The sequence below is a fragment of the Thalassolituus sp. LLYu03 genome (assembly GCF_050507655.1).
Lineage (GTDB): Bacteria > Pseudomonadota > Gammaproteobacteria > Pseudomonadales > Oceanobacteraceae > Venatoribacter.
This window is the reverse complement of sequence record NZ_CP191496.1, coordinates 488,478-502,043: the sequence shown is the minus strand read 5'-3', so window position 1 is coordinate 502,043 and position 13,566 is coordinate 488,478. Positions and strand designations below refer to the sequence as shown.

Here is a 13,566-nt window from a genome sequence, read left to right as displayed (position 1 = left end):
GCGCTCGGGTAAGCAGTTAAGGCGGATTAAGCCTGAACGATGCTTACGAACTTACGGTTGTTCGGACCTTTCACTTCGAAAGTCACTACGCCATCAGCGGTAGCGAACAGAGTGTGGTCACGACCAACTTTTACGTTGGTACCAGCGTGGAAACGGGTGCCGCGCTGACGAACCAGAATGTTACCTGCTTTAGCGGCCTGACCACCGAACAGTTTCACACCAAGGCGTTTACTCTCGGAATCACGACCGTTACGGGTACTACCACCAGCCTTTTTGTGTGCCATTGCTTTTCTCCTGTCTTGGGGTCACTGCAACACTGCGGATGCGGCGGTTAGGCAAACCACACGGACCCCGGATTTAAGTCAAATATTAGCCAGCGATGCTGGTGATTTTCAGTTCAGTGAACCACTGACGGTGGCCCATCTGCTTCATGTGGTGCTTACGACGCTTGAACTTCAGGATCTTCACTTTCTTGTGACGACCGTGAGCAACTACTTCAGCAGTTACTTTAGCGCCGGCTACTACTGGAGCGCCGATTTTAACGTCGTCGCCGTTGCCGATCAGCAGCACTTTTTCGATTTCTACTTTGTCACCGGTAGCCACTTCCAGTTTCTCAACTTTCAGGGTCTGACCTTCTTCAACGCGGTATTGCTTACCGCCAGTTACCACTACAGCGTACATAACGTACATCTCCACTTGAGCCCTCTGGGGGCGCTTACACGACTGCTACTTGAAAGTACCTGCTTCTACTGGCAACGCTCTGGTTTCCATATGGCAGGGAGCAGATTTTCGGGGCGCGAGACTATACCGCAACCCAATACTCAGCGCAACACCCGTTGCGAAGCGAACTTCTGGCGTATTGCCACCGGCAGACAAGGGCCGCCAAGGGGCGTAATAAGGCGGCCACAGAGCAGCAACAGCGCCCGCCTGCCGTTGTCGGCCAGAGCCACGCCCGTTAAACTGCAGCCCCTGACCACCGGCCGCAGGCTGGTGTGGACTTCTGACAACAGCGGCAGTTGCAGCCTGCCCCGACAAAGGCCCCTTCATTCATGCAGATTCAAGACATTCTCGCCGTCGTTGGCGACGAATTTCAGGCCGTAGACAAACTCATCCACGCCCAGCTGGCCTCACGCGTACCTCTGGTCGAGAAAATCGCCGACTACATCGTCAGCAGCGGCGGCAAACGCATCCGCCCTTTGCTGGTGCTGATGACCGCCAAAGCTTTCGGCCGCTGTGAAGCCGACGCCGTTAAGCTGGCCACCGTGATTGAGTTCCTGCATACCGCCACCCTGCTGCATGACGACGTGGTCGATACCTCCGACATGCGCCGCGGCAACCCAACCGCCAACGCCAAATGGGGCAACGCACCCAGCGTGCTGGTCGGCGATTTCCTCTACAGCCGCTCGTTCGAAATGCTGGTTGAACTGGAATGCCTGCCAGTGATGAAGATTCTGGCCAAGGCCACCAGCGTGATTGCCGAAGGTGAAGTGCTGCAGCTCACCAACGTGAAAAACCCGGACACCACCGAACAGCAATATATGGATGTTATCCACGGCAAAACCGCCATGCTGTTTGAAGCCTCAACCTGGGGCATGGCCAGCCTGATGGGCCGCAGCGAAGCAGAACGTGAAGCCATGCGCATCTATGGCCGCGAACTTGGTTTAGCATTCCAGCTGATCGATGACGTGCTCGACTATGAAGGCGACGCCGCCGCCATGGGCAAGAACGTGGGCGATGATCTGGCCGAGGGTAAACCCACCCTGCCGCTGATTCACGCTATCGCCAACGGCAATGAAGAACAACGCAAGCTGGTTCGTGCCGCCATCCGTAAAGGCGGCCTGGACGACATGGCTGAGGTTCTGGCCGTGGTACACGAACTCGGCTCCATCGACTACACCCGCGAAAAAGCCAACCAGTGCGTGGCCAATGCACGCGAGCAACTCAAGGTATTGCCGCAAGGCGTCGCCCGCGAAGCACTGGACGCTCTGGCCCTGATCGCGGTGCAACGTAATAACTGATTTCCCAAACGGGAAAACCAAGGAGACTCAGGTGAAGCTGTTAACCCTGTTATTCACCCTGCTGCTGAGCGTTACCAGTCAGGCAGGTGTTCTGGATTCACTGGTGGGCAGCGAGGAACCTGAATTTCTCCCGGTAGAACAAGCCTTTCCCCTCGACTGGAGCATCAGCAACGGCCAGCTGACCGCTCACTGGGTCAGCGCGGATGGCTACTACCTGTACCAGCACCGCATTTTCCTGCAGCAGGACGAAACCCGTCTCGACCCTGTGTATTTCTCTGAGCCGGGCCACGAAAAAGAAGACGAAGCCTTTGGTCAGGTCATCGCTTACTTTGGCGATCTGGAAGTGCATTTCGACCTGAGTACACTGCAACCGGGCAATGTTGTCCTCAATTATCAGGGCTGTGCCGAAGCCGGCCTCTGCTATCCGCCACAACGTGAACGCCTGACGCTCACCGCCGAGCAGATTGCGCAAGTATCCGGCAGCGCCGGGACGCAGCCGCTACGCAACACGCCCGCGAACGCTTCCACACCCGCCATGCCCGCCGACAGCTGGTTTGCCAACCGCAGCTGGGGCGCGATTGTCGGCCTCTTCTTCCTGTTCGGTCTGGGCCTGACCTTTACCCCCTGCGTGCTGCCCATGGTGCCGATTCTGACCAGCATTGTGCTCGGTCAGGGCAACACCTCCGGGCGTAAGGGCTTTGCCCTGTCATCGGTTTATGTTCTGGGCATGGCCATCACCTACGCCGCTGCCGGTCTGATCGTTGGTCTGCTGGGTGCCGGCGCCAATATCCAAGCCTGGATGCAGACGCCCTGGGTGCTGATCCTGTTCTCCGTGCTGTTTGCGGTACTGGCACTGGCCATGTTCGGCGTGTACGAGCTGCAACTGCCGTCGGCGCTGCGCAACCGCCTGAATGATCTCAATCAGAAGCAGCAAGGCGGTCAGTGGCTGAGCGTGCTGATCATGGGCGTGCTGTCGGCGTTAGTGGTTTCCCCATGCGTATCCGCCCCACTCGCCGGCGCGCTGGTGTACATCAGCACCACAGGCGACGCCGTCTTAGGTGGTTCTGCCCTGCTGGCGCTGGGCCTGGGCATGGGCGCGCCGCTGATCGTACTGGGCACCACAGGTGCGTCTTTCCTGCCGAAAGCCGGTGGCTGGATGAATCAGATCAAAGCCTTCTTCGGCATTCTGCTGCTGGGCGTCGCCATCTGGCTGTTAAGCCGCATTCTGCCGGGTGTAATCAGCCTGCTGCTGTGGGCACTGCTGGCCATTATTTACGGCGTGGTTCTGGGCGCACTGGAGCCGGCAAGTGGCAAAACCCGCGTAATCAAAGGCATTGGCTGGGTATTCCTGCTGTACGGTGTGATGGCACTGGCCGGCGTGCTGATGGGCAACAGCAATCCACTGCAACCGCTGGCGGGAGCCGGCCTGTCGCAGACGACGGCAAACACGGCACAAGTTGCACGCGCGCCGTTTTACCGCTCCTCATCGGTTGCCGATATCGAACAGAAAATTGCCGCCGCTCCGGGTGTGGTGATGCTCGACCTGTACGCCGACTGGTGCATCAGCTGCAAAGTGATGGACGAAGAAATCTTCGCCCAGAGCGACGTACAGAACGAACTGAAAGATGTACTGTGGCTGCAACTGGATCTGACCGATAACAACGCCGAGCAAATTGCGTTTATGCAGAAACACGCGGTGTTTGGCCCACCGACGATTCTGTTTTTCCGCCAGAACCAGGAAATTGAAGCCACACGCATTACCGGCGAGCTGAGCAAAGCCGAGTTTCTTGAGCGCACTGGCTTCTAGCTCGGGCTTCTAGCTTCTGCCTCCGACTTCCGGCTTCTGCCCCTTGAAACTTTATTCCTTCGGACGCATATAGCGCTGTAATTCTGCTTCACCGGAGACAGCACCATGCACTACACCTGCCCTTCCTGCGGCGCTATCAACCGCATCCCAGATGACAAACAACAGCAGCAAGGCACCTGCGGCCGCTGCAAAAGCGATCTGTTCACAGGCCACCCACTGGAGCTGAACGACGCCGACTTCCAGCGTTTTATCGCCAAAAACGACCTGCCGGTACTGGTGGATTTCTGGGCCAGCTGGTGCGGCCCGTGCAAGATGATGGCGCCGATTTTTACTCAGGTGTGCGGCCAGATGCAGCACAAGGTGCGCTTCGCCAAGGTGAATACCGAAGTGGCGCAACACACCAGTGCCCAGTTTGCCATCCGCAGCATTCCGACCCTGATCCTCTTTCATCAGGGTCGTGAAGTGGACCGTCTGGCCGGCGCCCTGCCAGCACCGCAACTGACGCAGTGGATCAATCAGGCGTTAAGCAAGATCTGATCATCACGTTCGCCCGCCAGCCGGGACAGCGCCAGCAGAACCGGTGCCAGCAAGGTACCGACATCGGCGCTGTCGTGATACAGACTGCCCAGCTGAGCAACATGGCGCTGCACCAGCAAGTGCAGATGGCGCTCCTGATCCGGATCCAGATTCAGCAGCGCCAGCTCCTCCGATAATTCCAGATCCAGTTCCTGCACCGCCTCATCGGCCAGTTGCAGACGACGATGCTGGGTAAGCTGCAGCCCTTCCAGCGCTTTCTGAACGTCATCCAGCGCCATCAGCAGCATGTGCTGCTGGCGGAAGCGCTGCTCGGTTTCCAGCGAGCCCAGACGGGCGTCGGCACCGCTCATCAGCACACACAGGTGATCTTTGATGCGGCCGTAGCGGGCGGCTTCCTGCCACGGGGTATTCTTGATCAGCAACGACACCCGCGGGTAGTTAATGAGCAGGCGGCGTTCCATCGCGACGATGCGCTGCGCTTCCCGGCAGGTGACCATCAGCTCCTGCTCCAGCGGCCGCGCCTCACCGGCGTGTGACCAGAACGCCGTTTCCGCGCCCCAGACCGCCACCACCGCATTCAGACCGAATGATCCGAGGGTATTGATCAGGGTGCGCGCTACTTCGGCCTCCGACTGACAGACCATCGCCTGCTCGATAAACCGGGTGATTTCGCCCTGCTCGGCCGAATGCGTCATGGCTTCAAACGCAGCCTGACGGGCATCGTCCATCGAACTCAGCAATTCATTGTGCAGGCGCCTGTGCTGTACCGCCCTGGCGACTTTGGCGCGCAGCTCATCAACATCAAACGGCTTGGCAATGAAATCATCGGCACCGGCGGCGTATCCGGCCAGACGGTCGTCGATGCTGGTCTGGCCAGAGATAAAAAGAATCGGGACATTGCGGGTGTCTGCCCGCGCCCGCAGCGCACGGCAGATGTCGTAGCCGGAAATCTCCGGCATCTGAATATCCAGCAGGATGCATTCGGCCTGGCCGTTCACCTGCTGCGTAAATGTCTGTCCACTGATAAAGGCGTCCAGATCGTAATCGGCTAATACGCGCGACAACAGTGCAACGGCGCTGTATTCGTCATCCAGCAGCGCAATCCGGCCTGCACTCATGCGTGTTCCTCCTGACACTCGTTCCGTTTGATCCAGATCAAATATAGCAAAGGCCGCTCAGGTGATCGGAAATCGGATGACCTGAATCAAGGCAGTAATTCTGCAACCGGGCAATCTGGAGTCAGGTAACAAGGAGACCGAGCGCATGAACATCGAAAACCACAGCCTGCACAATGAATTTCCGGAAATGTCTGAGCAGATCCGTAGTCTGAAAATGAAGGACCGCCATTTCTCCCGTCTGTTCGATGAATACCATGAACTGGACCGTGAAGTGCGTCGTATCGAAGAGGAATCCGAGGCTGCGTCTGACGAGCGTCTGGAAGCGCTGAAAATGCGTCGCGTGCATCTGAAAGACGACCTGTACGCCATGCTGAAAGAAGCCTGAGCGACACGTCAGCCATAAAAAAAGCCCGGAATTTCCGGGCTTTTTTATTTTTCTGAAACCGCTGAAAACGTCAGGCGGGATCAGAAGTTTTTACGCACACCAGCGAAGAAACGCAGGTCGGAATCGTCCTGATCGTTGTTGTCACCGAACGGGGTATCGTCGCTGATGTAGCTGGCGCCCACATACAGATCAATGCCGTGCAGTTCCGGGAAATCACGACCCAGCTCGGCACGCGCCGTCAGACCTTCATCGTCGGCATCGTCCTGAATCCACAGACCAGCGGATACATCGAGGTACAGACGTTCCGGCAGGAACATTTCGTAGGTCACTTCCGGGAACCAGGTTTTGCCCTTCACACCGCGGTACAGATTCACATCCAGACCTTTGGCCAGCGTTGAACCGATTTTAAATTCGGTTTCGTCGCCGATGCTGTCGTTCAGGTAGTTGTAGGTCAGCACTTCCATGTCCAGATTGAATTTACTGAACTGGTTGTTGTAGCCGAAATACACGTCCATCTCGACCGGCAGACCTTCGGAGCCGTCCGGGGTTTCCACGTTAGAGAACCACACGCCGCCGTAAGCGTTGCCATTTTTGATGTCGGCGCCGCCCTGCAGAGCCACACCATGGTCGGTCTGAGTCAGGCCACGGAACAGATAATCGGTTACCAGACCGGCGTTATACGCAGGTGCCGCAGCAGCACTCACAGCCAGCGTCAGCAGCGCAGGTGCTGCCAGAAATGCGAATTTTTTCACGTCCATTCCCCAATAAAAAAGTCGGTGGTGCTTTGTAGCACAACCGACTTTCAAAAGATGGAGCAGATGCGGAAATTGTGAAGTATTTCAGACGCTGCCTACGTCTTCCCCCTGAGCCTGTAAATCGGCGTGGTACGACGAACGCACCAGAGGACCGCTGGTCACGCGCAGGAAACCGAGCCCCTTGGCGATGTCGCCCAGCTCTTTGAATTCTTCCGGCGTCACGAAACGCTTAACCGGCGAATGATCGCGGCTCGGCTGCAAATACTGACCCAGCGTGATGTGATCAATTTTGTGGGCACGCATGTCGTGCATCACTTCGATCACTTCTTCGTTGGTTTCACCCAGTCCCAGCATCAGACCGGATTTGGTGACGATCTCAGGATTACGCTCTTTGTACTGCTTGAGCAGATCCAGCGACCATTGATAGTCAGACCCCGGACGGCATTCTTTGTACAGACGCGGTACGGTTTCCAGATTGTGGTTAAACACATCCGGCGGCGTGCTGCTCAGAATATCCAGCGCTATTTCCATGCGACCGCGGAAGTCGGGCACCAGGGTTTCAATCTGAATACCTGGGCGGGCTTCACGGGTGTGACGGATGCAGTCGGCAAAATGCTGGGCACCACCGTCGCGCAGGTCGTCGCGGTCTACCGAAGTGATTACCACGTATTTCAGGCCCATGTCGGCAATGGCCGTGGCCAGATTCACCGGCTCATCGGCGTCCAGCGGATTCGGACGGCCGTGGCCAACGTCGCAGAACGGACAGCGGCGGGTACAGATGTCGCCCATGATCATGAAGGTGGCTGTGCCGCCACCGAAGCATTCACCGATGTTCGGGCAGCTGGCCTCTTCACACACGGTATGCAGCTTATGCTTGCGCAGCTTTTCTTTGATTTCGTTAATCTTCGGCGAGGCCGGAATGCGCACACGGATCCAGTCCGGCTTGCGCGGCAGTTCGTCGGTCGGAATGACCTTGATCGGGATACGGGCCACTTTGTCGGCGCCGCGCAGTTTTTCGCCCTGAACCACTTTAATCTTGTCTGTCATCTCACGCTCCGGGCGCTGAAGGCTTGAGCCTGGCCAGCTCCGCCTGTAACTGGTGTTCGAGTTCTTTTGCTACATCAGCAAAGGTGAAAGGCTCGGATGTTTCATCCCGCACCTGCGTCATCTGCATGCCGGCATACCCGCACGGATTAATACGCAGGAAAGGCTCCAGATCCATATCGATGTTCAGCGCAAGACCATGAAAAGAACGGCCATTCTTGATGCGCAGACCGAGTGAGGCAATTTTACGCCCGTTGACGTAGACACCGGGAGCATCTGCACGCGGTGCTGAGTCAATACTCCATTTCCTCAGGGTCGCCACTATGCCCTGCTCAATGGCCGACACCAGAGCCCGTGGGCCGCAGCCTTTGCGCTTCAGGTCGACCATCAGGTACACCACCAGCTGGCCCGGACCATGATAGGTCACCTGACCGCCGCGGTCCGACTGTACCACCGGGATATCGCCCGGCATCAGCACATGTTCTGCCTTGCCTGCCTGCCCCTGCGTGAACACCCGTTCATGCTGCAGCAGCCAGAGTTCGTCCGGCGTGTTGTCGTCGCGGCCAGCGGTGAACGCCAGCATCTCATCGTATACCGGCTGATACAGCGTAAGGCCGAGATCGCGAACCCGGACGTCTGTCATTACATCACCATATGCACATAGTCGTGAGCCTGCAGATCGCGGTGCAGCGCCTGCAGCTGCTCAACGCCGGTGGCGGTGATGTACACAGTCACAGCGCGGAAGGTGCCGTTCTTGCTGTCGCGGATCTGGATACGTTCAAGGTCGAAACCGGGGGCGTGAATACGGAAGATATCCAGCACCACGTCGGTATAGTCGTCACAACAACGACCAAGCACTTTGACCGGGTAGTTCTCACAGGGGAATTGGATTTTAGGAGCTTCTGGCTGACTCAAGACGCTGGCCTCGTTGATACATCAGAGCCCATATATGGTTGTACCCGATGACAATTTCAAGCGCTACGGGACTTTGGGCGAATAAAGAGGCCACCTGTCGTTTACGACAGGTGGCCCGGGCCTGAATACAATCAGGCGAAGAGTTTGGCGAAGAACAGTTTGATGGCGCCCATCAGGCGGCCGAAGAAACCGGCTTCTTCCACATCATTCAGGGCAATCAGCGGACGCTCAGCGCGAACTTCGCCGTCCATGCTCAGGGTCAGGGTACCCATCACCTGACCTTTAGTGATCGGTGCTTTGATGTATTCATCGGTGGCGATGTTCACCTCAAGCTCACCTTTCAGGCCACGCGGCAGGGTCAGGAAGAGTTCTTTTTCCACCCCCAGATCGACTTTGTTGTCTTTGCCCAGCCACACAGGATTGGTCTGCAACACTTCACCACCGGTATAGACTTTGCGGGTTTCGAAGTAACGGAAACCATAGGCCAGCAGCTTCTGGGTTTCGCGCGCACGGGCTTCTTCACTGCGGGTACCCATTACCACGGCAATCAGACGGGTACCATCTTTCAGGGCAGACGCCGCCAGACAGTAACCGGCTTCATCGGTGTGACCGGTTTTCAGACCGTCCACAGAAGGGTCACGCCACAGCAGCTTGTTGCGGTTTGGCTGACGGATGTTGTTGTACTCGAAATACTTCTCAGCGTAGAGCTCGTAGTAATGCGGGTGATCTTTGATGATATGCAGCGCCAGCTTGGACAGATCGCGGGCAGTGGTCAGATGATTATCCGCCGGCCAGCCAGTGGCGTTCACGAAATGGGTATTGGTCATGCCGAAACGTTCAGCGTACTGGTTCATCCACTCAGCGTAGGCTTCTTCTGAGCCGGCAAAATATTCCGCTACAGCCACCGACGCATCGTTACCCGACTGCACGATAATGCCGCGCAGCAGATCGATCAGTGGCACCTGAGTATTCACTTTCACGAACATTTTCGAGCCGCCTTTGCGCCAGGCTTTTTCACTGATCGGCACCAGCGTATTTTCTGCAACGTTACCCAGTTCCAGCTCGTGTACGGCAATGTAGCTGGTCATCATTTTGGTCAGACTGGCCGGTGGCAGACTCTGGTCGGCGTTGTGCTCAACCAGCACTTCACCGCTGTCAGCATCCAGCAGAATGTAGGCAGAAGAATCCAGATCCGGTGCTTTCGGCACGATCACGGCCGCCTGCGTCAACGCAGAAAAAATCAGGAAGGTCAGGGCTGATAAAAAACGCATAAAGGTACTCTGAGCCGTTGGGTGTACACGGGCGCGCATTGTAACACGCTGTGGTTATATTGCAGGTCGCGCGAGGCAACAGGGGTCAGAGACCATCAGGCGCCGCCTGAGTTCCCCTGACATCGGAATGGGTGCACAGATTACCAGATCAGCAGAAAACAAAAAGGCCGGATTAACCGGCCGTTTTGCTTTTTTTCACCATTAATCGCCGACTTTACGCACCAGCGATACTTCACGTGCTGGGTGCAGCGTCACAAACGGCGCACCGTCGGCAACGGCTTCATAACTGTGACGCAGACGGAAGCTCTTATCCAGACGACGCATACACAGCGTCAGACGCACCGTCAGCCAGCGGTAATCGGCTTTATCCTGAGTGTGCACCACCACCGACGCGTCGTTATCGAGAATGGCCTTACACACAGGCTCAAGCGAATCGACGATGTCGCGGTTACGTTCAGTCAGCAGCTCGGAAGACACCGGGTAACTGGCGATCGGCGCAGAATCTTCTTTGGCTTCGGTCCACAGTTGCGAAGTGCCGGCGTCGGTTTTGGCTTTTACCGCCACCACTTTCGGCTCTTCACGCGGCTTGCTTGCCACAGGCGCGGCGACTGGCGCAGCAGCAACCACTTTGGCCGGTGCCGCTTTTTTGCTGGCCGCATCGGCGCGTTCTTTATCGGCGGCTTTCTGTGCATCGGCCAGACGTTTTTCGGCCGCGGCTTTTTCGGCTTTTTCAGCTTCGGCACGACGCAGGCGCTCTTCTTCCTGCTTGCGGGCACGTTCCTGATCGGCTTTTTTCTTCTCTTCCGCCGCCAGACGTTTGTCTTCTTCGGCTTTACGCTTACGTTCTGCTTCTACTTTGGCTTTTTCTTTTTCAGCGGCTTCGGCCAGTTTTTTCTGACGTTCAGCATCGGCCTTGGCGTCCACAGGCGCTGCAGCCGCAACCGGAGCACCTTTCCACTGCGAGTCCAGTTTGGCCTGCGCTTCTTCAAGGCCCGGCGTCAGGGCAGCCACCAGCCAGACTTTATCCAGATACTGCTGGGCTTTTTCGTATTCTTTGCCGCCAATCGCTTTTTCAGCCATGGCAACATAGGCTTCGCCCCACTTGTAAGTCAGTGGTACGACGCGGAAATCAAATGGCGCCTGAGCGCGGAAAGCATCAATACGCTCCAGCGCGTTGTTACCGGCCGGGCTTGAGAGACGTTGGGCAGCGATATCATCTTTGATGCTGCTCAGAAGTTTATCGAGATCCTGAGTCGCAGCCTGAGCCGGGGACAACGCCAACAGCACAGCAGCGGTGAACAGTGATTTTGCGAACAGTGATTTCATAAGGCGGCAGCTCAATTCGTTGTTATCGTTTTATCGGGCACACTTAGGCTGGTAAGATGCAGACTCTGGCCTGTCTGTGTCAAGTTTCATCTGTTTTTCTGTGGAGTAAATCGCTATGTGGCTGCGCGTCGGAAGTCTGTTGTTTGCACTTCCCGGAATCCTGTTATTGGCTCTGTACGGCATCGAATTATCGTCCGTCACCGACTGCACCCAGGGCGGTGGTTTTTACGATTATGTGCAAGGTGTGTGCAGCTCAACACCGCAGGAAGAAATCAGTTACTACCGCCGCCACTCGGGTCTGGTGAACAGCATGATGCTGCTATCGGTAGTGGGTGCTCTGGCAATGAGCTGGGGCATGCTGCTGAAAGGTGGTCAGCCGCGCGGCTGACACCCGGCTGCTGCGGTCGCGTCAGCCACCGCAGCATTTCTTGAATTTTTTACCACTGCCACACGGGCATTCGTCGTTGCGTCCCGGCGACCAGCGACGGAAATCGGCGTTACCATCCAGATAGCGCCAGTAACCATCCTCAGCCAAGGCAAAACGCGAACGCTCACTGAGCTGCAGCCATTCATCGCCTTCACGGAAATACGCGGTAAAACGCACAAAACCCTCATCGCCTTGCGCACCACTGTCCTGCACATCCAGCCGGAACCAGCGGGTATCCGGTTGCAGCGTCAGCTCCGCCGGGCGCGTGCGTGCATCCCAGCTGTTCAGCAGGTAATCGCTCAACTCCAGCGCAAAGGCGCTGTAGCGGGAGCGCATCAGCGCCTCCGGGCTTGCGGCTTTTACCCCCTGATGCAATGGCTCGCAGCAGTCGCGGTAGTCGAGACCACTGCCGCACGGGCAGACCTGGCTCACTGCAGATTCCCCTGCCCGGTACGCACCAGAGAGAACAGACGGGCAACGGCCTGGTTCAGCTGATCACTCAGACCACCCGATGCCAGCAGATTCATCACACGGATGCGCATGCCCGGCAGTGTCAGTAAATCCGCTACCAAGGCATTGAAAGCGCCCTCGCCCTGCAGATTACCCGACAGACGCTCGAGATAGGCTTTCAGCACCACGCCGTCGAGGTCCCGCCAGCAACGGCTGCCAATGGCGGCCAGCAATTCCACCTCACTGGCCAGCGGATGAGCCAGCAACGCCTGCAGCAGCAGTGAACGCTGACCGTCATTGACGCTGTTCGACAGCGCGCGGGCAAAGGCGGATAAATCCGCCACGCTGGCGCCGTTGGCCACCACCGCCGACAGTGCATCGTTGATGGCCGACGTCAGGCCCTGATCGGGGCGGACGTTTTCAAGAAAATTGAGCAGCGCGTTGCGCGGCACCGCCGGCAGGAACGGCATGGCGTTGGCCAGCAGCTGACTGTTGTGTTCGTCGCCCAGACGCGCGACCACTTCCGCCAGACCCTGCAGGCCCAGCTGCTGCCAGTTATCCCAGCCAATGTCGCCACTCAGGTAAGCACGGGCGGTGGCGTAGAACTGGGTCGCGGGCTGTCCCAGCGCCATCAGCGCCTGCGCATGGAAAAACGCCATACGTCCCTGATCCGGGCGATAGCTGCACGGAGCATCGCCGTGCTTCTGTTCCGGAGCAGCCGCCACGCGCAGACAATGGGCAACAAACGCATCGCGCGGGCCCGGCTGCAGAATGTTCTGTTCATCTAATGGCAGCTTCAGAAACCAGATATTGTGCTGGCCGGGTTCCGTCGGGTTCCAGCTGAGAATGCCCACCCAGGCGTGTTTGAGGTAGGGCGACGGCCAGGGTGCGGCCAGCTGTTCAAAGGCGGCAAATACCGGTTCGGTTACTTCTTCAAGGCGGCGGCCCATATCAAAGACGCGCATGCGGGCGCCGCTTTTGTTTACCAGTTCACCAATCGTCACGTTCTGATCCCGTCTGTTTCGTTACAAGCCCGCAGACCGGCTGCGGCTGAAAGGCGCACAGTTTACCAGCTATGACGTCCGTTGGCGCCGCCGGGTCAGCAAGCGTCGTCAGCGTCCGGCGCAAAGGTTGAGCGCAGGCCCGTTTCTGTCATCATGCGCACAGGTTTTAAGCAAAGGGGGCACCATGGGTATTATTTTTGTGATTCTGGCCGGCATGATTCTGGGCGGCGGCATCGTCGGTTTCGTGCTGAGCCGCCGTTGGCAGGCGCAGGTGGCGCAAGCCGAGCAAGCCTTGAAAGCCATTGCTGAACAGCATCATGCGGAAGTGGCTAACAGCCGTGAGCTGAAACAGAAGGTTGCCGACCTGCAGTTCCAGCTGAATCAGGCCCGCAACGAAGTGCGCGCACTGAACGCACCGCGCGACAGCGAGTAAGCACCCGGTCCATGCGCCTGCCGCGCATGGACTTGCACTCTCTCAGGCCTTATCCTCAGGCCAGAATTCAATAACA

17 protein-coding genes are annotated in these 13,566 nt (G+C 57.5%); 6 read left to right on the top strand and 11 right to left on the bottom strand.

Going from position 1 to position 13,566, the window contains the following annotated elements; all coding sequences use genetic code 11:
* Window positions 1-26: 26 nt before the first annotated feature.
* Together rpmA and rplU are read right to left on the bottom strand one after the other, a co-directional pair.
* Window positions 27-284: a 50S ribosomal protein L27 gene (gene rpmA / locus ACQUQU_RS02430; RefSeq protein ID WP_430461658.1), complete on the bottom strand. Its 258-nt coding sequence runs from the start codon at window positions 282-284 to the stop codon at window positions 27-29.
* A gap of 85 nt (window positions 285-369) precedes the next feature.
* Window positions 370-681, bottom strand: coding sequence for a 50S ribosomal protein L21 (rplU, locus tag ACQUQU_RS02425; RefSeq protein WP_228345920.1), 312 nt, complete (start codon window positions 679-681; stop codon window positions 370-372).
* A gap of 368 nt (window positions 682-1,049) precedes the next feature.
* Here rplU and ACQUQU_RS02420 point away from each other — a divergent pair, with 368 nt between their 5' ends.
* The 3 genes from ACQUQU_RS02420 to trxC all read left to right on the top strand — a co-directional run bounded on the left by ACQUQU_RS02420 (window position 1,050) and on the right by trxC (window position 4,362).
* A complete protein-coding gene (locus tag ACQUQU_RS02420) occupies window positions 1,050-2,018 on the top strand; it encodes a polyprenyl synthetase family protein (protein WP_430461657.1) in 969 nt (322 codons plus the stop codon).
* 31 nt (window positions 2,019-2,049) lie between these two features.
* On the top strand, window positions 2,050-3,825 hold the full coding sequence (dsbD, locus tag ACQUQU_RS02415) for a protein-disulfide reductase DsbD (RefSeq protein ID WP_430461656.1): 1,776 nt from the start codon (window positions 2,050-2,052) through the stop codon (window positions 3,823-3,825).
* A 105-nt stretch (window positions 3,826-3,930) separates the two neighbouring features.
* Window positions 3,931-4,362: a thioredoxin TrxC gene (trxC, locus tag ACQUQU_RS02410; protein ID WP_430461655.1), complete on the top strand. Its 432-nt coding sequence runs from the start codon at window positions 3,931-3,933 to the stop codon at window positions 4,360-4,362.
* Here the strand turns inward: trxC and ACQUQU_RS02405 are convergent.
* On the bottom strand, window positions 4,341-5,480 hold the full coding sequence (locus ACQUQU_RS02405; protein ID WP_430461654.1) for a response regulator: 1,140 nt from the start codon (window positions 5,478-5,480) through the stop codon (window positions 4,341-4,343). The genes trxC and ACQUQU_RS02405 overlap by 22 nt on opposite strands.
* A 145-nt stretch (window positions 5,481-5,625) precedes the next feature.
* Here ACQUQU_RS02405 and ACQUQU_RS02400 point away from each other — a divergent pair, with 145 nt between their 5' ends.
* Window positions 5,626-5,865: a YdcH family protein gene (locus ACQUQU_RS02400; RefSeq protein WP_430461653.1), complete on the top strand. Its 240-nt coding sequence runs from the start codon at window positions 5,626-5,628 to the stop codon at window positions 5,863-5,865.
* A gap of 80 nt (window positions 5,866-5,945) precedes the next feature.
* Here the strand turns inward: ACQUQU_RS02400 and ACQUQU_RS02395 are convergent, their stop codons facing one another.
* The 6 genes from ACQUQU_RS02395 to ACQUQU_RS02370 form a co-directional block, all read right to left on the bottom strand.
* Window positions 5,946-6,617: a TorF family putative porin gene (locus ACQUQU_RS02395; RefSeq protein WP_430461652.1), complete on the bottom strand. Its 672-nt coding sequence runs from the start codon at window positions 6,615-6,617 to the stop codon at window positions 5,946-5,948.
* A gap of 87 nt (window positions 6,618-6,704) precedes the next feature.
* Window positions 6,705-7,667, bottom strand: a complete 963-nt coding sequence (gene lipA / locus ACQUQU_RS02390; protein ID WP_430461651.1) for a lipoyl synthase — start codon at window positions 7,665-7,667, stop codon at window positions 6,705-6,707.
* A gap of 1 nt (window position 7,668) precedes the next feature.
* Window positions 7,669-8,307, bottom strand: coding sequence for a lipoyl(octanoyl) transferase LipB (gene lipB, locus ACQUQU_RS02385; RefSeq protein WP_430461650.1), 639 nt, complete (start codon window positions 8,305-8,307; stop codon window positions 7,669-7,671).
* Complete coding sequence (locus ACQUQU_RS02380; protein ID WP_430461649.1) at window positions 8,307-8,579, bottom strand: YbeD family protein; 273 nt, start codon at window positions 8,577-8,579, stop codon at window positions 8,307-8,309. The genes lipB and ACQUQU_RS02380 overlap by 1 nt, the downstream gene beginning before the upstream one ends.
* A gap of 131 nt (window positions 8,580-8,710) precedes the next feature.
* On the bottom strand, window positions 8,711-9,850 hold the full coding sequence (locus ACQUQU_RS02375; protein WP_430461648.1) for a D-alanyl-D-alanine carboxypeptidase family protein: 1,140 nt from the start codon (window positions 9,848-9,850) through the stop codon (window positions 8,711-8,713).
* Between the two features lie 201 nt (window positions 9,851-10,051).
* A complete protein-coding gene (locus ACQUQU_RS02370; protein ID WP_430461647.1) occupies window positions 10,052-11,176 on the bottom strand; it encodes a hypothetical protein in 1,125 nt (374 codons plus the stop codon).
* A gap of 115 nt (window positions 11,177-11,291) precedes the next feature.
* On the opposite strand from ACQUQU_RS02370, the gene ACQUQU_RS02365 reads away from it, so the two are divergent.
* On the top strand, window positions 11,292-11,564 hold the full coding sequence (locus ACQUQU_RS02365; RefSeq protein WP_430461646.1) for a hypothetical protein: 273 nt from the start codon (window positions 11,292-11,294) through the stop codon (window positions 11,562-11,564).
* Between the two features lie 21 nt (window positions 11,565-11,585).
* Here ACQUQU_RS02365 and ACQUQU_RS02360 read toward each other — a convergent pair whose 3' ends face one another.
* Together ACQUQU_RS02360 and ACQUQU_RS02355 are read right to left on the bottom strand one after the other, a co-directional pair.
* A complete protein-coding gene (locus ACQUQU_RS02360) occupies window positions 11,586-12,035 on the bottom strand; it encodes a YchJ family protein (protein WP_430461645.1) in 450 nt (149 codons plus the stop codon).
* On the bottom strand, window positions 12,032-13,057 hold the full coding sequence (locus ACQUQU_RS02355) for a DUF3549 family protein (RefSeq protein ID WP_430461644.1): 1,026 nt from the start codon (window positions 13,055-13,057) through the stop codon (window positions 12,032-12,034). The genes ACQUQU_RS02360 and ACQUQU_RS02355 overlap by 4 nt, the downstream gene beginning before the upstream one ends.
* A 184-nt stretch (window positions 13,058-13,241) precedes the next feature.
* On the opposite strand from ACQUQU_RS02355, the gene ACQUQU_RS02350 reads away from it, so the two are divergent.
* Window positions 13,242-13,490 (top strand): hypothetical protein, encoded by a 249-nt coding sequence (locus ACQUQU_RS02350; protein WP_430461643.1) that lies wholly within the window; start codon window positions 13,242-13,244, stop codon window positions 13,488-13,490.
* Window positions 13,491-13,566 lie beyond the last annotated feature (76 nt).